This window comes from Rhizobium sp. P2_G9 (genome assembly GCF_056403475.1).
On record NZ_JBFUFK010000054.1, the window covers coordinates 20,357 to 42,007 of the forward strand.

Annotated in this window: 16 protein-coding genes; 5 read left to right on the forward strand and 11 right to left on the reverse strand. The window is 60.5% G+C overall.

Annotated elements, in window-relative coordinates:
• Positions 1-31: 31 nt before the first annotated feature.
• Positions 32-1,138, forward strand: coding sequence for an acetate/propionate family kinase (locus AC1DYF_RS33460; protein WP_477882317.1), 1,107 nt, complete (start codon positions 32-34; stop codon positions 1,136-1,138).
• Between the two features lie 288 nt (positions 1,139-1,426).
• Here the strand turns inward: AC1DYF_RS33460 and AC1DYF_RS33465 are convergent, their stop codons facing one another.
• The 7 genes from AC1DYF_RS33465 to AC1DYF_RS33495 form a co-directional block, all read right to left on the reverse strand.
• Positions 1,427-3,805, reverse strand: coding sequence for a phosphoketolase family protein (locus AC1DYF_RS33465; RefSeq protein WP_477882319.1), 2,379 nt, complete (start codon positions 3,803-3,805; stop codon positions 1,427-1,429).
• 169 nt (positions 3,806-3,974) lie between these two features.
• Positions 3,975-4,751 (reverse strand): SDR family NAD(P)-dependent oxidoreductase, encoded by a 777-nt coding sequence (locus tag AC1DYF_RS33470; RefSeq protein WP_477882321.1) that lies wholly within the window; start codon positions 4,749-4,751, stop codon positions 3,975-3,977.
• A gap of 145 nt (positions 4,752-4,896) precedes the next feature.
• A complete protein-coding gene (locus AC1DYF_RS33475; RefSeq protein ID WP_477882322.1) occupies positions 4,897-5,808 on the reverse strand; it encodes a DnaJ C-terminal domain-containing protein in 912 nt (303 codons plus the stop codon).
• A 673-nt stretch (positions 5,809-6,481) separates the two neighbouring features.
• Positions 6,482-8,053, reverse strand: a complete 1,572-nt coding sequence (locus tag AC1DYF_RS33480; RefSeq protein WP_477882324.1) for a calcium-binding protein — start codon at positions 8,051-8,053, stop codon at positions 6,482-6,484.
• Positions 8,054-8,283: 230 nt separating this feature from the next.
• A complete protein-coding gene (locus AC1DYF_RS33485) occupies positions 8,284-9,306 on the reverse strand; it encodes a quaternary amine ABC transporter ATP-binding protein (RefSeq protein ID WP_477882325.1) in 1,023 nt (340 codons plus the stop codon).
• A gap of 11 nt (positions 9,307-9,317) precedes the next feature.
• The gene (locus tag AC1DYF_RS33490) at positions 9,318-10,223 is read right to left on the reverse strand and encodes an ABC transporter permease (protein ID WP_477882327.1); all 906 of its coding nucleotides are present in this window, start codon (positions 10,221-10,223) and stop codon (positions 9,318-9,320) included.
• Positions 10,224-10,587: 364 nt separating this feature from the next.
• Complete coding sequence (locus AC1DYF_RS33495) at positions 10,588-11,538, reverse strand: LysR substrate-binding domain-containing protein (RefSeq protein ID WP_477882329.1); 951 nt, start codon at positions 11,536-11,538, stop codon at positions 10,588-10,590.
• A 168-nt stretch (positions 11,539-11,706) separates the two neighbouring features.
• Here AC1DYF_RS33495 and AC1DYF_RS33500 point away from each other — a divergent pair, with 168 nt between their 5' ends.
• The 4 genes from AC1DYF_RS33500 (at position 11,707) to AC1DYF_RS33515 (ending at position 16,352) form a co-directional block, all read left to right on the forward strand.
• Complete coding sequence (locus AC1DYF_RS33500) at positions 11,707-13,257, forward strand: trimethylamine methyltransferase family protein (protein ID WP_477882331.1); 1,551 nt, start codon at positions 11,707-11,709, stop codon at positions 13,255-13,257.
• 95 nt (positions 13,258-13,352) lie between these two features.
• The gene (locus AC1DYF_RS33505) at positions 13,353-14,450 is read left to right on the forward strand and encodes a GlxA family transcriptional regulator (RefSeq protein ID WP_477882333.1); all 1,098 of its coding nucleotides are present in this window, start codon (positions 13,353-13,355) and stop codon (positions 14,448-14,450) included.
• A gap of 309 nt (positions 14,451-14,759) precedes the next feature.
• A complete protein-coding gene (gene proX, locus AC1DYF_RS33510) occupies positions 14,760-15,734 on the forward strand; it encodes a glycine betaine/L-proline ABC transporter substrate-binding protein ProX (protein ID WP_477882335.1) in 975 nt (324 codons plus the stop codon).
• A gap of 381 nt (positions 15,735-16,115) precedes the next feature.
• Positions 16,116-16,352: a hypothetical protein gene (locus AC1DYF_RS33515; protein ID WP_477882337.1), complete on the forward strand. Its 237-nt coding sequence runs from the start codon at positions 16,116-16,118 to the stop codon at positions 16,350-16,352.
• A gap of 506 nt (positions 16,353-16,858) precedes the next feature.
• On the opposite strand, the gene AC1DYF_RS33520 is transcribed toward AC1DYF_RS33515, so the two are convergent.
• From AC1DYF_RS33520 to AC1DYF_RS33535, 4 genes are read right to left on the reverse strand one after another with little or no spacing between them, the layout of a single operon-like run.
• Complete coding sequence (locus AC1DYF_RS33520) at positions 16,859-18,511, reverse strand: GMC oxidoreductase (RefSeq protein WP_477882339.1); 1,653 nt, start codon at positions 18,509-18,511, stop codon at positions 16,859-16,861.
• A 29-nt stretch (positions 18,512-18,540) separates the two neighbouring features.
• Complete coding sequence (locus tag AC1DYF_RS33525) at positions 18,541-19,623, reverse strand: ABC transporter ATP-binding protein (RefSeq protein ID WP_477882340.1); 1,083 nt, start codon at positions 19,621-19,623, stop codon at positions 18,541-18,543.
• Positions 19,624-19,628: 5 nt separating this feature from the next.
• Positions 19,629-20,516, reverse strand: a complete 888-nt coding sequence (locus AC1DYF_RS33530) for a carbohydrate ABC transporter permease (protein ID WP_477882341.1) — start codon at positions 20,514-20,516, stop codon at positions 19,629-19,631.
• On the reverse strand, positions 20,513-21,403 hold the full coding sequence (locus AC1DYF_RS33535) for a carbohydrate ABC transporter permease (protein WP_477882342.1): 891 nt from the start codon (positions 21,401-21,403) through the stop codon (positions 20,513-20,515). The genes AC1DYF_RS33530 and AC1DYF_RS33535 overlap by 4 nt, the downstream gene beginning before the upstream one ends.
• Positions 21,404-21,651 lie beyond the last annotated feature (248 nt).

Below are 21,651 nucleotides of genomic sequence, written 5' to 3' on the forward strand. Positions count from 1 at the left end.
GCATTGTCGCGCTCGTATCACAGGAGCGATCATGATCGATACATTGCTCGTGCTCAATACCGGTTCGTCGAGCCTGAAATTCCAGGTGTTTCGGCGCGATACGCTGGACGCGCTGCTCGCGGGCAAGGTCATAGGGATCGGCGAAAAGGCCGCGATCTCGGCGCGGCTAACGGGGCGTGATGAAAAGCTCGACGCACATGTCGATGGCAACGATCATGATGCGGCGCTGAAGGCGGTGATCGACCTCATCGACCGGAACGACCGTGACTGGTCGATTGCAGCGGTCGTGCATCGCATCGTGCATGGCGGGGCGGATTTTATCGAGCCGGTGATCGTCACGCCGGAAATCGCCAAGGCGCTCGAATCGCTGATTCCGCTCGCGCCACTGCACCAGCCGCAAAATCTCGCCGGCATTGCCGCCTCTGAACGGCTCGCCGCGCACGCGCCGAACATCGCCTGTTTCGATACCGCCTTCCACTCGGGACAGGCAGAGCTCTTTCATTCCTTTGCGATCGATCGGGAGTATCGCGAGCAAGGCATTCGCCGCTATGGTTTCCACGGCATCTCCTATGAGTGGATCGCCCGCGTGCTCCAGGACAAACATCCGGACTTGTTCAACGGCCGGGTGGTCGTCGGCCATCTCGGCAACGGCGCCAGCCTCTGTGCCCTGCAGAATGGCCGCAGCGTCGATACGACGATGAGCATGACGGCGCTCGATGGTATTCCCATGGGCAGCCGTAGCGGCGCCATCGATCCCGGCGCGGTGATCTATATGCTGCGGCAGCTGGGGCTAAGTGTCGATGAGGTCGAGCATGTGCTCTACGAGCAATCCGGCCTCAAGGGGCTGTCGGGGATCAGCAATGATGTCGAGACGCTACTCGCCAGTCACGATCCGCGGGCACGTTTTGCGCTCGATTATTTTGCGCTGAAGACGGCGCAATATGCAGCTGCCATGGCGGTATCGATGGGCGGGATGGATGCGTTCGTGTTCACCGGCGGGATCGGGGAGCATGCGGCGTCGGTGCGGGAAGCGATCGTCTCGCGGTTGGGGTTTCTCGGGAATTTTCGGACGCTGGTGATCCCGGCCAACGAGGAGCGGATGATGGCGGTGCATGCGAAGAGGTTGTTGGAGGATTGAGGCGCTTCGCACGCCACCTTTCTTGATGCATTCGTGCCTGCGGCTACCCCCCTCTGGCCTGCCGGCCATCTCCCCCACAAGGAGGGAGAGTGGATGGGGCGGCCGCCTCGCCCCTGCTCCACTGTCGCATTCTCGGCACCGCCTGTTTGAAGCAGTGAGCGTGCCGCGAGTCACTCTCCCCCCTTGTGGGGGAAATGTCCGGCAGGACAGAGGGGGTTCCGCCTGCGCATTCCTTGCCTTGGGGGGAAGCGCAATGAAGAAGGCACAAGGCCCGACCAATTCACTCCATCAATATCGCCATTTCCACTCCGCCACTTCCGGCATGTCCTGCCCATTCTCCCGGACGTATACCGCATGCGCCTCCAGCTTACCCCGCAGCATCGCCAACGCCTCACCCGCTTTGGCCTTCAACCCGGGCACGCGCTCGATGGCCTCGATGGCAAGATGATACCGGTCGAGTTCATTCAGCACCGTCATGTCGAAAGGCGTGGTCGTCGTGCCCTCTTCGATGAAGCCACGAACGTGGATGTTATTGTGGTTGGCGCGCTTGTAGGTCAGCCGGTGGATCAGGTAGGGATAGCCGTGATAGGCGAAGATCACCGGCCGGTCGGTGGTGAACAGTGCGTCGAAGGTCTCGTCGGCCAGGCCATGTGGATGCTGGTCGTGCGATTGCAGCGCCATCAGGTCGACGACGTTGACGACGCGGATGCGGAGCGACGGCAGCATGTCGCGCAGGAGCGACACGGCGGCCAGCGTTTCCAGGGTCGGCACGTCGCCGGCACAGGCCATGACCACATCAGGCGCCGGCGCGTCATCTTCCGTGCCCGCCCAGTTCCAGATGCCAATGCCGGCTTCGCAATGTCTCACCGCCTCATCCATGGTCAGCCATTGCTGCTCGGGCTGCTTGCCGGCGACGATGACGTTGATACGGTCATAAGTCTTCAGGCAATGGTCGCCGACCCAAAGCAGGGTATTGGCATCCGGCGGCAGGTAGATGCGGACGATGTCGGCCTTCTTGTTGGCGACGAGGTCGACGAAGCCGGGATCCTGATGCGAAAAGCCATTATGGTCCTGGCGCCAGACATGCGAGGTAAGCAGGTAATTGAGCGACGAAACGGGTTTGCGCCATTCGAGCTCGCGCGCCACCTTCACCCACTTGGCATGCTGGTTGAACATCGAATCGACGATGTGGATGAAAGCTTCGTAGCAGGAGAACAGGCCGTGGCGGCCGGTGAGCAGATAGCCTTCCAGCCATCCCTGGCAGAGATGTTCGCTCAGCACTTCCATCACCCGGCCCTGGGGCGCCAGATGGACGTCGTAAGGTTCGATCTTCTCCATCCAGACGCGATCGGTGGTCTCGAAGACGGCGCCGAGGCGGTTCGACTCGGTCTCGTCGGGGCCGAAGATGCGCAGATTTGCATTGTCGGCATTGCGCTTCAGCGCATCGCGCAGGTAGCGGCCGAGGATTTCGGTCGATTGCGCCATGACGCCGCCGCGAGCACTGGTATCGACCTGGATCGCATAGTCGCGAATAGCCGGCAGCAATAACTCCTTGCGCAGGAGGCCACCATTGGCATGCGGATTGGCGCCCATGCGGCGCGTGCCTGACGGCGCCAGTGCCCGAAGTTCAGGGCGCAGCCTTCCATCCGCATCGAACAGGTCTTCGGGGTTGTAGCTCTTCATCCAGTCTTCGAGGATTTTGCGATGGCCGTCGTCCTCGCGACAATTCGACACCGGCACCTGGTGGGCGCGCCAAAAACCTTCGACCTTCTTGCCGTCGACTTCCTTCGGCCCGGTCCAGCCCTTGGGGCTGCGGAGCACGATCATCGGCCAGCGCGGGCAGCCGTCAGGCGCCTTGCCAGCGCGGGCCTCGGCCTGGATGGCACGGATGCAGCCAAAAACCTGGTCAAAGGTCGCCGCCATCTTCTGGTGCATGTCGTGTGGCTCGAAACCCTCGACGAATAAGGGCTCGTAGCCATAGCCCTGGAACAGGTCCCGCACGTCCTCGTCGCTCGCCCGGCCAAGGATGGTCGGGTTGGCGATCTTATAGCCGTTGAGATGCAGGATCGGCAGGACCGCGCCATCGGTTGAGGGATTGAGGAATTTGTTGGAATGCCAGCTGGCGGCCAGCGGCCCGGTCTCCGCCTCGCCGTCGCCGACGACACAGGCGACGATCAGCTCCGGATTGTCGAAGGCAGCACCAAAAGCATGCACCAGGGCATAGCCGAGTTCGCCGCCCTCGTGAATCGAGCCGGGCGTTTCCGGCGCGGCATGGCTGGGAATGCCGCCGGGGAAGGAGAACTGCTTGAACAGTTTCTGCATGCCCGGGACATTTTCCGAAATGTCCGGATAGATCTCGCTATAGGTGCCTTCGAGATAGGTGTTGGCGACCATGCCCGGACCGCCGTGGCCGGGACCGCACATATAGATGATGTCGAGATCGCGGGCGCGGATGATCCGGTTGAGATGGGCGTAGATGAAGTTCAGCCCCGGCGTCGTGCCCCAGTGGCCGAGCAGCCGCGGCTTGATATGCTCGGGTTTTAGGGGCTCGCGCAGCATGGGATTGTCAAGCAGATAGATCTGGCCGACCGAGAGATAGTTCGCCGCCCGCCAGTAGCGGTCGATCAGGGCAAGTTGACTGTCGTCGAGCACTGTATGCGCAGACATTTCCACCTCCGTGAGCGTGGCGGGCCGCAGCCCTTCCTCGTTGATCCCGGCGAGGCATCACCCAGATGCCAGCCGCCGGACGGTTGATAGATCGAAATGGCGGACCGCACTTAGATCGAGATCAACTGCGATCGATGGCAGAATAAAAGGCTTTGACGACAATGATAGGTCAGGCGACAGACCAGCCTCCGTCAACCAGGAGATTGGCGCCGGTGATCAGGCTCGCCGCCGGCGAAGCCAGAAACACCACGGCACCGACCACGTCATCCGTCTCGCCAATGCGGCCAAGCGGAATGTGATCGAGCGTGTGCCGGTAATTGTCCGAATCGGAAAGGTAGGGCTTTGTTCCATCGGTGTGGATGAAGGTGGGCGACACCGTGTTGACGGTGATGTTGTAGCGCGCCCATTCCCCGGCGAGGCAGCGCGTCAGATGATTGATTGCTGCCTTGCTCATGCAATAGATCGCCTCGCCGCGCAGCGCCACGGTGCCGGCTTGCGAGCTGATGGAGATGATACGGCCCTCTTTCCGCTCGATCATGTGGCGGGCGACGGCCTGGGTCATCAGGAACGTGCCCTTGAGATTGATGTTGAGGATATCGTCGACGGCGCTTTCGTCGACCAGTTCGGCGAGATCGCCCGGCGCCACGCCGACATTGTTGACCAGCACGTCGATGCGGCCGAAGGTTCTCACCGCCTGGTCGACGGCATTGGCGATATGCGCCTTGTTCGGCAGGTCGAGTTCGACCGGCAGGACCTTGCGGCCGGTTGCTTCGATCGCGGCGACCAGTGCGCCACAGCCGGAGGGATCACGGACACCGAGCACGATGTCCGATCCCGCAGCGGCGCAGGCCTCGGCGCAAGCGCGACCGATGCCACGGCTGGCGCCGGTCACCAGAGTGACTTTGCCGGCAAGGCTGAAATCCGGCAGCTTGATCGGTGTCGACATAAATTCCTCCCTCGATCCTCGTACGTGTGAAGGGCTCACCTTGCATGAGCGAGGGAGGAACGGGAAGTCGGAAAATATAACTAGATTTCCGTCAGCATTCACTTACGAGAGAGCAACCGAAGGTGAGGCCGCGCTCACGCGCAGCTCAGACGTCCATATGCTTGCGCGGGTCATAGGCGCCGACCGGACTCCACTTTTTCACGAATTCCGTCAGCTCCGCATCCGGTACTTCGGGCAGTACGACCTTCAGCGTCACATAGACATCGCCGTGGTCGCCATTGCGCTTGCGGGCGCCTTTGCCCTTCAGCCTCAGCGTCTGGCCGCTGTTGGAGTGCGGTTTGAGCGTCATGTAGACGGCGCCCGAGGGTGTCGGCACCTTGACCTTGCCGCCCTGCACCGCTTCGGAAAGCGTAACAGGCAGGTCGAGCCGGATATCGTCACCATCACGGGTGAAAAAGGCATGCGGACGGACATGTAGTTCGATCAACGCGTCGCCGGTTTCGGCACCGCCGACCCCCTGCTCACCTTTGCCCTTCAGCCGAATGGTCTGGCCATCCTGGGTGCCGGCCGGGATCTTGACTTCGAGGGCCGTACCGCCGGGGATCTGCACGGTCGTCGTTGCCCCGTTCACCGCGTCGAGGAAATCGACCTCCATGCGGAACTGCAGGTCGGCGCCGCGCATGCGGAAACCGCCGCCCACGCCGCCGCGGCCGCCACGCCGGGAGGAGAAGAAGCTGGCAAACAGGTCTTCGGCGCCGCCCATGCCGGCGAAAGCACCCTCGCCACCATTGGCGCCGGCATATTCGCGATAGAAATTCCGCGGCGCCTGTTCCTGGCCGCTAATGTCGATCTCGCCGCGGTCGAAGCGCTTGCGCTTCTCCTCGTCGCCGAGAATCTCGTTGGCCATGGAGATTTCCTTGAAACGCTCCTCGGCCTTCTTGTCGCCGGGGTTGACGTCGGGATGGGATTTCTTGGCGAGCTTTCTGAAGGCGCCCTGGATTTCCTTCTGCGTCGCGTCCCGCTTCACACCCAATATTTCGTAAGGGTCACGGCTCATTGCTTCTTGCTCCATCTCCATTCGGCAGCACCCACACCTTTCCCGGCCCGCCGAAGCAGCGCCTGACGATTTCAAATTTCAGGAGCGAGCCGGCGCGACAGCCTGTCATGGCCGCGTGAATACGGACAATGATGACAGCCAACGCGCCAAACACCAGCCCGTAAGCCGGCGGAAGGAGCATAAACTTGGTGCCGTCGTCATAGCCATATCCTCGTCGAGCAACATGGTTACAGACTGCCGGGAGGTTACTCCCTTCCGGTCCCAATGAGGCAACCGGTTCAACTCAAATTTAGGAAGACTTTCCTTCGTTTCAAGCGCGCGATCACGGAAGACGGCTTCTTGCCTCAACTTTTCGTTATGCTGCCATTTCGGGGAATAACTGCCTCTCAGATCCAATCTTGCATGCGGGGCGCAAATGCCCGTGCCGGCGATGGCGACATCCCGGCACACCAACGCTTACGCATGAGAGAGACATGACAAATCACCTCATCAACGATCAGCAATTCTCAGAGATCGACATCGAGAGCTTTGGCGAGACCTTGCATCTCACGGCAACCGCACAAGGCCGATCTTGGTGACGTCGATTTTCTGTTCCAAGAGGCCTTGCGACAGCCGGCGCCAGGTCATCCGCGCTGGCCGAGCGCTTGCTTCCAGCGTACAGATGCTGCTTGCGTCAGAAGTGGAAATCGCCGGCCAGCAAATCAGCTTTGTGTAAGTGCTCGATGACCAAGGTGTCACCAGCAACGGAAATCCAGACATCGGCGCCGTGATTGGCAGCGTGGCTTTTGACATCACCGAAATCGGCGACCGTCTTCCAGCCCGAGAGGTCGATGCGATCGGCGCCCTTTCCGAAATCCGTGATCGTGTCCTTGCCGTAGCCGGTCTTGAAGACGAAGGTATCGCCGCCGGCGCTGCCCGTCAGCGTGTCATCGCCGGTGCCGCCATCCAGCACATCGGCCTTGCCGCCACCCAGCAAGGTATCGGCGCCACCCTTGCCGCTGACCGTTCCTCCGATCGCCGGCGCGGTCAGCGTCTCCGCGTCATTCGTGCCCATGATCGAGCCCGTGCGCGGGTCGAGGATCATGCCGAGCACGTCGGCATTGCCCTTTGTTTCGGACGTATAGGTCAGCACGAGCCGGCCATCGGAGAGTGTCGCCAGATGCGGTTGGCTGAGCGAAGCACTGCCCTGAGCCGCGAGCGTGAATTCCGCGCCCGCCTTCTTGCCGTTGGCGGTGCAGGACTGGATGTGCAGCGCGTCGCCATTGCCGTCGCTCCAGCCGACGGCGAAGCCGCCATCGTTCAGCGACGAGACCGTCGCCTCACCCTGGGCGCCGGATTTGTCGGTGTTGACATGGATAATTGCTGAGGCGAAATCGCCATTGGGCTTGACCAGCCGCATATCAATGCCGGCATTGTCGGTGCCATCGCCATTGGCATCGGTCCAGGCGACCACGAGGCTGCCATTGGAAAGCGCTGCGGCCGAGAGACCCGAGTTGGCCTTGCCGGAAGAAACCGTCACCGTGTCGATGGCGCCTGCGGCATTGGCGAGATACGCATCGATCGCGCCGGTCCGCGCATCCTCATAGGCGATCGCGAATGTCGGGTTCTTCTTTCTGTCCGACAGGATCACCAGTTGCGGATCGATCTGGTCGCCCTTGCCCGAGATATCATCATGTGCGGTCGGCGGCGTGAAACCCAAGGGGACGATCTCGTTATTGGTCACGACGTAATAGACGATGTCCTTGTTGCCGTTCGGATTGGTCTCATAGGCAAGAATATAGCCGCCAGCATAGGCAGCAATGGAGGGCGAGGTATCGTCTACATCCGGCCCTCCGGCGCCCTGCCGGAAATCGTTATCCCCAAAACTGCTTCCATCCGGATTAAAAACTGAGACGTCGACGTTCAGTCCATCGCCAAATTGCGCAGCATCCTCGCTTTGGTAGGCAACAAGATAGCCACCATTAGCTGTCGCGGCGATTGATGCATTGGTCTGGCTAAGGTCCTGGTAGGCTACGCTGCCAACAAATTCGCCGCCTGACGTCTTGCCAAGCACGCCGTAGCTCTGCCCCAGGATGTCGCTCGCGCCGAGACCGCTGGAGTGATTACTGTTGTCGTCCCAGACCGCGGTGAAACCGCCGTTCGCCAGTCCGATTACCGTCGATGTCTGCTGGTCGTTGTCATTCGGCCCGGTATCGGTCGTATTGATCTTGCCGAGTTTCTTCCAAATGGCTGGCGTGGTGGGCATGCGAAGCCTCCGAACGAAACAGTTTGGTTGAAGCTACGCTACATACCACGATCCGTGGAGAAGCAAACCATCCCAGTAAGCCGGGACTGCCATAGCAGTGCCAAACATGGCGGAAGGTTTGGAGAAAAGAGCTGGCAATGAACAGTCATTGCCAGCAAGACGCTTGCCGGAACTAGGAGTGGGCCGACAAGTTGGGAACTTCCATCGAACGTCGACGGGACTGAGATGATTCAGCCACTGACGGCGTTCAGGAGATCGTGCCGGGAAATCACGCCGACCGGTCGCTCGCCTTCGAGTACCGTGATGTCTCCGTCATGTTCCTTGGCGATCTGGAGGAGTTTTGACAATTTATCGGTTGCAAGAACCGTCGGAGCGGCGGGTGAAGGCTGGGCCGCTCCGAGCGGCTGCATCACCTTGGCGGCGGAGACCAGTTCCAGCCGGGATATGCCCTTGACGAAGTCGGCGACATAGTCATCGGCAGGTTCCGTCACGATCTGCTCCGGCGTTCCCACCTGAACGAAACGCCCGTCTTTCATGATGGCAATATGGGTTCCGAGCCGGATCGCCTCGTCGAGATCGTGGGTGATGAAGATGGTCGTCTTCCTGAGGATCTTCGACAGGTCGAGGAACTGCTCCTGGAGCTGCCGGCGGATGAGCGGGTCGAGGGCGGAAAACGGCTCGTCCATCAACAGGATCTCCGGGTCGGCCGCCATCGCTCTGGCAAGGCCGACGCGCTGCTTCATCCCGCCCGACAGTTCATCGGGGAAACGGTCGCCCCAGCCGTCCAGGCTGACCAGCTTGAGTTTGTCGGCGGCGATCTTGTGGCGCTCGGCCCGGCTCATGCCGCGTAGTTCAAGGCTGAGTGCGACATTGTCGATCACCGTGCGGTGCGGCAGCAGCGCCATGTTCTGGAAGACCATGCCGACACTCTCGGCCCGCAATTGCCTGAGTTGTGGTCCCTGGAGCGCGCTGACGTCCTGGTTGGCGACCCGGATCATACCGGCCGTCGGCTCGATGAGGCGATTGATATGCCGGACCAAGGTGGACTTTCCGGAACCGGAAAGTCCCATGATACAGAAAATCTCGCCTTTTCCGACGGTGAAGGAGACATCGGCCACGCCGATGACGCAACCGTACCGCTCCAGGATGTCTCTCTTGCTCAGTCCGTGGTCATTGATGGCCTTGTGGGCCTCCTTCGCCTTGTCGCCGAAGATCTTCCAAACGTTCCTGCATTCGATAACTGCATCGGTCATTTGTCCGCTCCTCAATTCTTGATCGCCGACGATTGCGGCAGAGCATGCCCTGCTTGCGGATTGGAAGCCGTGATAAACGAGCGCATGAGGCCAACCGGCCCGCGTGTCAGCCATTCCCCGCGCTTGCGGGGTTTTGCCAGCGCCTGCGTCAGGCGGTCCAACACGATCGCCAGGGCGACGATCCCCAGGCCGCCGACGGTCGCTATGCCGATATCGAGACGTCCGATGCCGCGCAGCACCATCTGGCCAAGGCCGCCGACGGCGATCATCGAGGCGATGACCACCATCGACAACGACATCATCAACGTTTGATTGACGCCGGCCATGATGGTCGGCAGGGCCAAGGGCAATTGCGCCTTCCACAGAAGCTGGGACTCCGTCGAACCGAAAGCACGCATGGCTTCGACCACATCGCCAGGCACCTGTTTCATGCCGAGATAGGTCAACCTGATCACCGGTGCGACCGCGAAGATGACGGTGACGATCACGCCCGGCACATTGCCGATGCCGAAGAGCATCACCACCGGAACCAAGTAGACGAAAGCAGGAATGGTTTGCATCCCGTCAAGCAGCGGCCGGAGGATCGCATAGAGCGTGTCGGAGCGAGATGCCCATATGCCGAGCGGCAGGCCGATCACGATCGAGAATAACAGCGAGGTCAGGACAATCGCCAGAGTGAGCATCGTCTCCGGCCAGACACCGATGAAGCCGACGAAAATGAGGGTGGCCGCCAGTCCGAGAGCGAGCCTGACGCCGGCGATTTGCCAGGCGACCAGAAAGACGGTGATGACGACAAGTGTCGGGGGCACGGCGCTCAATGCGGCTGAGAACGACTGCAGCATCGAGTCGATCGGACCTTTCACCGCCTGGAAGAACGGCCGGTAATTGTCCACCAGCCATCTCAGGCCAACAGTCATCCAATCCGCAAGTGGGAGCTTCCCACAGGCAAACGGGTCGAGTATTCCGCATTGAGCCATTTGTTCCCTCTTTTCTTCAGGTTTTGATTGAGGGCTGAATAACACATCGCGAATTGGTTAGCCGGCGCGAAAAAATAGACTGTCAGGTGACTTTATTTCAGCTCAGGGGTTGCCTCGCGCGACGCTGCGTTCGTCGTCGACATCAGCTCTACCATCCGGTCTACACAGATGAACTGCCAGAAGACGTGAACAAACTATTGCGGGCTGTTTCGGGTGGATTGGTCGACGGCTTCGGCATCAAGTTGACCCGGGTCAGCGGCATCTCAGCCCTGGGGACCGTTCCCCGGATATGAAGAAACTCGGCTCACCAATCCTGTCGTTTGGCTGAGCCCATCTGGTCGGGTGCGATCTTGCGCTCGTGCTCGGCAATTTCCCGCAGCCAATCGCGGAGAACGGTCGCCGCAATCGAGAGCTCGCGGCTATTGTTCCAGGTCAGATAGTAGGCGCCCGGCGCGGGGATCGTCAGATCGGTGAGGCGCACCAGCTTTCCTTCCTCGACATGATGGCGGATCAGCCGATCCCACCCCACGGCGACACCTTGATCTGCCATCGCGGCCTGCACCGCGACGCCGAATTTGCCGAACCGCCTGCCGCCGCCGTGGCCCTGAGGGATTCCGGCGCGCAGCAGGACCTCATCCCACCCGGCCCAATCGGGATCGGCCCAGTCGACATGCAGATGCGGCAGGTCCCCGAGGTCCGATGCCGTCGCGCCTTCATGTTCCCGAGCGAAACCCGGGCCGCATACCGGGTAGATGGTGTCATCGAACATCAGCTCCGCGGTTTCGTCGAGCCATGCGCCGAAACCGTAGCGTATCCTCAGTTCGACTTCGGCACGCCGATAATCCTTGGCGTTGTCGGAGATCAGATGGTCGACCGCGATGTCCGGATGTCGCCGCCAGAAGTCCGGCATTCTGGGGATCAGCCACATGGTGGCGAAGGCATCCGTACAGGCGATCGTCACATTGCGCGCCCGGTCGCCGCGCTTGATCGACCGCACCACTTCCGAAGCCTTGGAAAACCCACTGGCGAGCACGCCGTAGAGTTCCTCACCGGCAGGCGTCAGCGCGACGCCCTTGCCGAGCCGGACGAACAGCGGCACCCCCACTTCGTCTTCGATCGCCTTGATCTGACGGCTGACCGCGCCGGGCGTCACATTCAATTCGCTGGCCGCCAGCTTGAAACTCAGATGACGCGCGGACGCTTCGAACACCGCGAGCGTCGTGAGCGACGGAAGGTCATAAAACCTGCGAACCAATGTTTCCCCCCTCCCGGGCAGCAATGAACCTGAAGGCTAGCATAATAGTCAACTGACGCGTGAGACTTTTGCATTTGGTGTTTGAAACGGCCTCGGTCATTAGTCTAGTCCGTGCGCGACGTCGAGTTTCCCGCACAGTACCATCACATTTCAGGGAGAACAGGCGCTATGAACGTGCAACCCAATGCAGCAAGACGGGGCGGCCGCGACGCCCGCCGGACGCTTCGGACGACGCCGAAATTCGAGATGTTCCCGACGTTGAAGCGCGGCCTGCCGAATGTCGAGCCAATGAACGAGGAGCAGGTCGAGCGCATTCACAACGCCTCGATGGATATTCTCGAAGAAGTCGGCGTCGTGTTCCGCGATCCGATCGCGCTTGAGGATTGGAAGCGCGCTGGGGCCGACGTGCGGGGCGAGCGGGTCTATCTGGATCGCGCGCTGATCATGGATCTCATCAAGACGATCCCGCCGGAGATCAAATACTACGCCCGCAATCCGGACAACAATGTCGAACTCGGCGGCAAGAAGTCGATCTTCGTGCCGATGACCGGCGCGCCCTATATGCGCGACCTCGACGACGTCAGACGCGGCCCGACGATCGCCGATCTCGGCACGTTCCACAAACTCGCCCATATGATGCCGGCGCTGCATTCCTCGGCGCATCACATCGTCGAGCCGATGGACATCGTCGTCGCCCACCGGCATCTCCACATCACCTATTCGTCGATGAAACATTCGGACAAGATGTTCATGGGCATGACGACGTCGCCCAAGAACGCCGAAGACGTACTCGACATGTGCGCGATCCTGTTTGGCGCGGAATTCATGGAGACGCACGCCGTCGCCACCGGCAACTGCAACGGCAACTCGCCGCTGGTCTGGGACCAGACCATGCTCGGCGCCATGCGGGCCTTCAATCGCCGCAACCAGCCGGTTCTCTGCTCGCCTTTCGTGCTGGGGGGAGCAAACACGCCGGCCTCGACGGCCGCTGCGGTTGCCCAGCTCAACGCCGAAGCGCTTTCCGCGCTCGCCTATACCCAGGTGGTACGCCGCGGCTGCCCGGCGATCTACGGGCATTATCTGTCGACCGTCTCGATGCAGTCGGGTGCGCCGATGGCCGGGACGCCCGAGATTTCACTGATGAACTTCATGATCGGCCAGATGGCGCGGCACTATAATGTCCCCTGGCGCACCTCGAACCTCCTCGGCGGCGCGAAAATGTTCGATGCGCAGTCCGGCTATGAAAGCGCCATGACGATGATGGCGGTGCTGATGTCCGGCGCCAACTACATCTGGCATTCGGCCGGCTGGAACGAGGCGGGGATGCATTGCTCGATCGCCAAGTTCATGGTCGATTCCGAAGTCTGCGCCATGGGCTATCGCATGGCCGAGGGGATCAAATGGGACGACTTCGAGGAAGCGCTGTCGGCAGTGCGCGATGTCGGCCCCGGCGGCCACTATCTCGGTCATCCGCATACCCAGGCGAATTTCGAAAAGGCGTTCTTTATTCCGAAACTGTTCGACAACAACTCGGTCGAACAGTGGATCGCCGACGGCTCGAAGGACATCAAGCAGCGCGCACTGGAGCAGGCTCGCTATCTGCTGTCGGAGTATCAGGAGCCTAAGCTCGAAGAGTCCAAAGACGAGGAACTGCGCGCCTATATCGATCGCCGCAGCCGCGAAATTCCCGCCGTCGACGCATTGAACGAGGATCACTGATCCTCAGACCGTCTGCTGAAGCGCGTTGCAATCTTCGGGGTTGGCTCTCGCGCTTTAGCTCTTTGTTTTTGCGGAAGAGTACCGGGAGGCGGGACATGAGGCGAATATGGGAATGGACTGATCGTGTTGCCACAAACCTGGCGGACCAGGCGACGACGTCCGTCCCGGATGAGGCAGCGCACGACACCACCGTGATCGCGGTGCTGCTGTTTCCCGGCTTCTCGATGCTCAGCCTCTCCTCATTTCTCGCACCGTTCCAAAAAGCCAATGCGATTTTGGGTCGGCAAAAGTTCCGTTGGACTTTCGCCTGCCGGTCGGGCGTCTCCGAAACCTGCGGCCTCGGCCTTGAAATGCCGACCCAGTTCCGCTTCTCGGACGTCATGCCGAATTTGGCGTCGGCCCGGCGTGCGGACATGGTTGTGATGATCTCCGACGGGGTCACCGAGCTCAGAGCATCTCCGGAACTGACCGGATCGGTACGGCTCTGCATTCGCCAGAACATACCGGTGGTCGCTCTCGGAACGGCCACATGGTTGCTCGCGGAAATGGGAGTGCTGAAGAACACCGAATGCACCATTCATTGGCAGCAATTGGCCGCCTTTTCAGAGACGTTCAACGGACCCAAGGTGATCGACGCCATCTATACCGGCGATGGCGGCATATGGAGCTGTGCCGGTGAGACCTCGGCGTTCGATCTTGCGATAGCGCTTCTCGAGCGAACGCTCGGCACCTATCTGACGGCTGATGTCTGCAAACGCAATATTGCGGATGGGGCAAGGGACCGGACGCACCGACAGATAGGCTGGTTTCCGTGGGCCGCCCATTGCGTAAGCGACAAATTACCAGAAGCGGTCGCGATGATGGAGCGGTGCCTGGACGAGCCACTGCCGCTGCAGCGCATTGCCGCAACCCTGATGATCTCCAGGCGACAGTTGGAACGCCTGTTCGAAACCTATCTCGGCACCTCGCCGCATCGATATTATGTCAAACTGCGTCTCGACCGCGCCAGGCAGCTGGTGGAGGCCACCAACAAACCGCTCGTCGATATCGCGGTGGCCTGCGGCTTTGTGTCGGCCTCGCATTTTTCAAAGGCCTATCGCCTTCAACATGGTCGCAGTCCCCAGCAAACCAGGCATGAACGCCTGAACAGCGTGCTGGCGTCAAAAGAGACGCGCCGTGTCGCATCGCGATAAAAACGACGCGCCCGAGATTTAATTCGGGCTGGCAATCCGCTTTCATCGACCGTTGAGAATTGATCCGAAACTCCGGTCACACCGTGCCTGGGAGGGCAGAAATGTTGATTTGTCAAAAGGCAAACAACCCAGCCGGATCAGTGCATTAAAGTCACCTGACGGTCTACTTTTTTACGTTCACGACCTTCGAAATACCTGTGTTACCAACCTGTTACTCCTCGGGAGAAGAACTGGGACGCAAGCGCCAAGACGCTCGGCGCTGCGCGGTTTCGGATGGTTGAGCGTCAATCAAATGAGGGAACTGACATCATGAAGATCAAGTCCACAGCCGCCCTGTTGGCATCATTTCTGGCGATGACCAGTGTTGCGTCGGCGGCCGATCAGGTGAAGCCGGCATGGTCGGGCATCACGGAAGAACTCTTCCAGACATTCATCGTCTCGGAAGGCTTGAAAGAGCTTGGATATGACGTCGCCGATCCGACGCAAACCCAGGTGCAACTGGCCCATGTCGCCGTCGGTAACGGCGACCTTACCTTCTATGCGGCGCATTGGGAGCCTTTGCACGAGGCCTATTGGAAGGAAGCCGGCGGCGATGCGAAGCTCATTCGCCTCGGCAAACTGACGTCGAACTCGCTCCAAGGCTATCTCATCGACAAGAAGACTGCCGATGCCACCGGGATCAAATATCTCGAAGACCTGAAGGATCCGGCGAAGGCAAAGCTGTTCGACATCAACGGCAACGGCAAGGCCGACCTCTATGGCTGCGAGCCGGGCTGGGGTTGTGAACGCGTCATCGAACATCAGCTCGACGCCTATGGCCTGCGTGACACGGTCGAGCATGACCAGGGCGGCTATTTCTCCATCATTCCTGACGCCATAGAGCGGATCAAGGAAGGTAAGCCGACGCTTTACTATACCTGGACGCCGCTCTGGGTTTCTGCCGTGCTGCGGCCGGGCAAGGAAGTCGTCTGGCTGAACGTCAAGCAGACCTCGCTTCCGGATGGCAAGACGGACAACACGACGGTGCCGGGCCTAGGCAATCTCGGCTTCCCGGTCAACGACCAGATGGTCATCGCCAACACCGCCTTCGTCAACGCCAATCCTTCGGCGAAGAAATGGTTCGAGCTGGTGCAAGTTCCGATCGAAGACATCAATGCCGAGAACAAGCTCGTCAACGATGGCGAGAAGTCCAACGAGCAGATCATGAAGCACGCGACCGATTGGGTCGCCGCCCATAAGTCCGAATGGGACAAGTGGATCGCGGAAGCCAAGGCCGCAAAGTAAGACCAAAGGCGCTGCCGCTGTTGGCGGCAGCGCCTATATATGGTGCTGCATGACGCTTCTCCGACAATGCGCAGTCGAGGCAGAACGAAGGAGCCGCCGCTACCGGTTTCTTGATGCTACCGTTGAAGCGAATGGCCGTCGAATGTGGCAGCCATCCGCGATCAGACGGTGGAAGGCCTCGGTGTCAGGATCGGCCGCGATGCGCGACAGGCGAGGTCGCCTTGAATAGACGTCCCGTGTCGAGACCGATGAGACGTGCCACAGTTGCAAGGAATCCAAGCCACAGAGCATTGAGGAGGACGGCAAACGTGTTTTCCGCCCTACAGCCATATCCACTGCGTCGTATTGGTGATAACGCGGGGGTCTCACAGGAGAAACATCTTGACCCTCAATGAACAGCACCAGATTATCTTGAACGCCTTCTACAACCCACGCTTCGGCGTTTCGCCGACGGCCACGAAAGGCGCCGTCGAGAGCCATGCGCGGAAGCACCAGTTGCAGGGGGACGACTATGCAAAAGCGTTGGATAGCGCGATTGCCGCCGGGCTCGTTGTGCCGATGGCCGGTTCCAGCCTTTCTATCCGGAATGCCGGACGCAACATGCTTCCGAGGCGCTAGTCGGTCAGCCATGTACGCAACAGCCGTTGGCGCCGCAACGCATTGGCATCAACGGCTGGCGAACTTGGTGACGCGCGAAATCCGGCAGTGTGGCTCGCCTCGGGTGAAAGCGCTTTCGTTGTCGGGCAGGCTTCTGTGATTGACGGAGGCAGAACTGAAAAGCTGCTGGTCAGGGTTTCGTGATCGCACTTATCGAAGCGGATGGCACCCGAATAATGCGCTCGTCTGCGATCAGACGACGGAACGATTCAGTTCAGGATTGCCGGCGACGCAGGACAGACAAGATTGCCTCGAATCCGACCTGAACCAAGCTGCGACCACACGCCCCCGCTGATCCAGCTTTCCTTGACGGTCATTACTCCTTGGTCGGCATGCCGGAGACGTATGCAGATTGGAAAGCTTTTCTCCGAGACATTGCCTATGTCGCGGGTCCTGATCTCGATAGGGCTTGTCGCAAATCTTCCGGCTTCGGGGCGGATCTCCAGCGAGGATCCGGTGCCCCATTTTCACAGCTGCCCTGCCTTGTATTCCCCAACCAGATTGCGACAGGCGCGGATGGTCAGAGCCATCACAGTCAATGTCGTGCCTGCTATGCCGCTGCCCGGAAAGGCACTCGCATCCGTCACGATCAGGTTAGGTACGTCCCAGCTCCGATTAAATGGATTGAGCACCGAGTCCCGGCTGGATGCGCCCATCCGTGCACCGCCGGTCTCGTGGATGGCAGCGCCCATGCACATGGTCTTGCGGAACCATGTGCGGAACATGAAACGGCTGAACGGATCGGCGTCGGGGAAAGCGCCTCGGCCCATTTCGGTCAGGCCGTGCGGCGAGCCGATGAATTCGAGCTCGCCACCGACGTCGCGGACCATGTCTACCATGACCTGCTGCTGCCGGCGCAGCAGCGCGTGTTCTTCGTCATGCATGACACAGCGGATATGCGGAACGGGAATTTTCCAGGCGTCCTTGCGCTTTGGATCAAGGGTGATGCGGTTGTCGGCATAGGGCAGCATGCGGCCGAAGCCGAAAAAGGCGAGACGTGCAGGAGCATCATCCGGCGTAGGCGCACGGCCGACACTGCCTTGATAATTGAAATCGCCGCGCGTGGATGATTGCGCGTCGAAGCGCGGTATGAAGATGCCGCCGGACGGATTGTAGAAGGGATCCGCAGGCGCGGAATCATCTTCCGCCCAGCCTCTGGCTTTCGCAAAGGAGCCGAAAGCCAGGCAGGGAAGCTGGTCCATGAAATAGCGCCCGAGGGTGCCTGAACTGTTGCCCAGCCCCTGCGGATGCCGGGCCGAAGCCGAATTCAACAGCAGGCGGACACTTTCGATCGGCGAGGCCGAAAGCACGACCAGATTTGCCCGGATGGTCTCCACCCCGCCCGTGAGGCGGTCGATGAATTCGGCGCCGATGGCACGGCCACCTTGCTCGTCGGTCAATATCCGGCGCACGATCGCGTCATGGCGGATGGTCAGGCGCCCGGTGGCGAGCGCATCGCGCAAGGGCCGTGGCGTCCGCTCGGTTTCAGGCGCGATATAGCGCCAGGAGACAACGTGTCGGTCCGGCCAGCGCTCTTCCACTGCACGTTTGAAAGTCTCTTCCGCGGGCGTCAGTTTCGCCGGCTTGGCATAGACGCCGTCCGGCAGGGTCGAAACGCCATCTGCATTGCCATAAAGCCCGAGATGGGATTCGACTTCGGCATAGTATGGCTGCAGTTCATCATAGGAAATCGGCCAATCGACGCCGCTGCCGGTCAGCGTCTTGATCTTGAAATCGTCATCGGTCCAGCGCAGCAGAACGCGGCCGAAGCTGTGCAACCGTCCCCCGGCCTGACGGCCACGGATCCACAGAAATGGCGCATCCTTCTGCGTCGTATAGGGGTTCTTGCGATCATTGACGAAGAAGTGGCTGAACCGCTCGGTAAAGAACGCCGCTCGCGCCTGGATGGGCTGGCCCTTGATGGTGGCGCGGGCGCGCTCCCAGATATTGATGCTGCTGGCCGGCAGCTTCTTGCGGGTGGGATCGAAATCCCTGGTACCGACTGCCGGGCCGGCTTCGAGCAGAAGCACGGAAAGCCCCTGCGCGGTCAATTCCTTGGCCGCAAAAGATCCGGCCGCGCCGGATCCGATCACCAGCGCATCGTAAATGGTCTGAGACATCTGTCATTCCGTATGTTGTAGAGGCAGCGTCAGAGGCGCACGCCATCGGCGTCGAAAAGGGAAGCCTTGGCGATGTCCAATCCGGGTGAGATCATCTCGCCCGGCTCCAGCGTCACATCGCCCATGACCCTGAAGGAAAGGCCTTCGCCGGCCCATTCGAACCAGACCACGGTGTCCGTGCCCATTGGCTCGACGACGGAAACCACGCCCGGGATGGTCGGCAAATCTTTGGTCCTTTCGTCGGAGACGAAATGCTCCGGCCTGAGCCCGAGCGTTGCTGGGGATGCTTTCGGCTCAGTCGCGAACGGATAGGCCGAGAGATCGACCTGCAGGTCCTTGCTTTTGAACATGGGGGTGCGATCCCGGAGCACGATCTCGCCTTCGATGAAATTCATTGCCGGAGACCCGATGAAGCCGGCCACATAGCGATTGGCCGGCTGGTGATAGATCTGTTTCGGCGTGCCGAGCTGCATGATCCGGCCCTCGCGCATGACGGCGATGCGGTCGGCGAGCGTCAGCGCCTCCACCTGGTCATGGGTCACATAGATCATGGTATTGCCGAGCTGCTGGTGCAGTTTCTTGATCTCGACGCGCAATTCGTTGCGCAGCTTGGCATCGAGATTGGAAAGCGGCTCGTCGAACAGAAAGACGCTGACCTGGCGCACCAGGGCCCGGCCGATCGCCACGCGCTGGCGCTGCCCGCCGGAAAGCTGAGCAGGACGGCGGTCGAGCAGGTTTTCCAGATGCAGCAATGCAGCGGTCTTTTCGACGCGATGGGCAATTTCGGTCTTCGGCAGGCCGGCAACCCTGAGGCCGAAGGAAAGGTTCTTGCGGACGGTCATGTGCGGATAAAGGGCATAGGACTGGAAGACCATGCCGATACCGCGGTCCTTTGGTTCTTCCCAGGTTACATTGCGGCCCGAAATCCAGATTTCGCCTTCCGACGTCTCGTTGAAGCCGGCGATCGTGTTGAGAAGCGTGGATTTTCCGCAGCCGGACGGCCCGAGCAGCACCAGGAATTCGCCGACGCCGATATCCAGCGATAGCCGCTCGATGACGGTATGCGTGCCATAGGCGATCTTCAGATCGCGGATGGAAATCGATGCGTCCATAAGGTCTACCCTTTCACCGCGCCGGCGGCGATGCCACGGACGAACCAGCGCCCGGAGAAGAAATAGATGGCGAGCGGCACGAGCGCCGTGAGGATGGTGGCGGCCATGTTCACATTGTATGCGCGCTCGCCCATCGTCGTGTTGACGATATTGTTGAGCTGCACAGTCATCGGCAGGTTGTCGCGGCCGGCGAAGACGAGCCCGAGCAGGAAATCATTCCAGATGCCGGTGAATTGAAACAGCGAGGCGACGACGATCATCGGCACCGATAGCGGCAGCATGATCTCGAAGAAGATCCGCCAGAACCCAGCGCCGTCGACACGCGCGGCGCGGCAAAGCTCTTCCGGAATGTTGACGAAATAGTTGCGGAACAGGAGCGTCACCAGCGGCAGGCCGAAGATCACATGAACGAGGATGATGCCGCCAAGCGAATTGTAGAGCCTGAGGTTCGCCATCATCCTCACCATCGGGTAAAGGAAGATCTGATAGGGGATCAGGCCGCCGGCCATCAGCAGCGCGAACAGGATGCGGGCGCCCGATGACCGCCAGAAGGACAGCGCATAGCCATTCAAGGCGCCGATGAAGACGGAGATCGCCACCGCCGGAACTGTGATCTTGACCGAATTCCAGAAGCCTGCACGAACGCCGACGCATTCTATGCCCATGCAGGCGCCAGACCAGGCCGTGCTCCAGGCGCTGAGGTCGAGCTTATGGGGAAAGGCGAAAATCTGGCCGAGCCGGATTTCGTCCATGGTCTTCAGCGAGGTGACGATCATGACGAAGAGCGGCAGCAGAAAAAGCAGCGCGGCGATGAAAAGAAATGCATAGACGCCGATCCGGCCGGGTGTGAGACGAGACGGTTTCGGTCCATTCGGACGCGGGCTGTCGGTCATTGGGCACCTCCCTGGCGTCTCGTCCGCATGTGCAGCGCATAGCGGACAGGGGCGACGATGGCGATCACGGTGAGCACCAGCACGGTGGCGCCGGCCGTCGCGAGCCCGAGATTCTGCCGCTGGAACAGGCTGTCCATGATGAATTTGGCCGGCACTTCCGTCGCATAGCCCGGCCCGCCATCGGTCATGGCGACGATCAGGTCATAGGTCTTGATGACGCCCATGGCGAGCAGCATGCCGGCTGCGGCCAGCGCCGGCCCAAGCTGCGGCAGGATGATGGAAAGATAAATACGCCAGACGGGGATGCCATCGATCTGGGCGGCGCGCCACTGTTCGGTTTCGATGCCGCGCATGCCGGCGAGCGCGATCACCATGACGAGCCCGGCCCCTTGCCAGATACCGGCAATGACGACAGCGTAGATCGCCATCCTCGGGTTGACCACCCAATCGAAGGTGAAACCTTGCCAGCCAAAGGCGCGAAAGCTCGCCTGGATGCCCAGCGTGGGGTTCATCAACCATTGCCAGACGAGACCGGTCACGACGAAGGACATGGCATAGGGGTAGAGAAAGATCGTCCTGAACATACTTTCGAAGCGGACTTTCCTGTCGAGCATGGCGGCCAGCAGGAAGCCGAGGACAAGGCAGCCGGCGACGTAGAGAAGGCCAAAGACAGTGACGTTCTGCAGCGCTGCCAGCCATTTCGGCGTCGAGAACAGCTTCGCATATTGCGCGAAGCCGACATAGTTCGAGGACGGAAACAGCGTTGAATCCGTGAACGACAAGCGGATCGACCATAGCATCGTGCCGATATAGACGACGATCACCGCTGCCCAGGTCGGCAGCAGCGCCGCAGTGGCGGCATATGAACGCTTTGGCCTTCGCATCATCGAAAACTCGCTGGGGGTCAGAATCTCTTGAACCAGGCATCCATTTATTGCGTGTCAGTGCAATCGCATATGACGAAAGACCCTCTCTGGCCTGCCGGCCATCTCCCCCACAAGGGGGGAGAAGACTCGCGGCATGCTCCTTGCCTCAATTAGGGCACAGCGGAGCCGCGGGTTAAGCCCCTCCCCCTTGTGGGGAGGGATTTGGGGCGGGGTCTTCACTTCAATGCGACAGCTCTAAACTGCATACG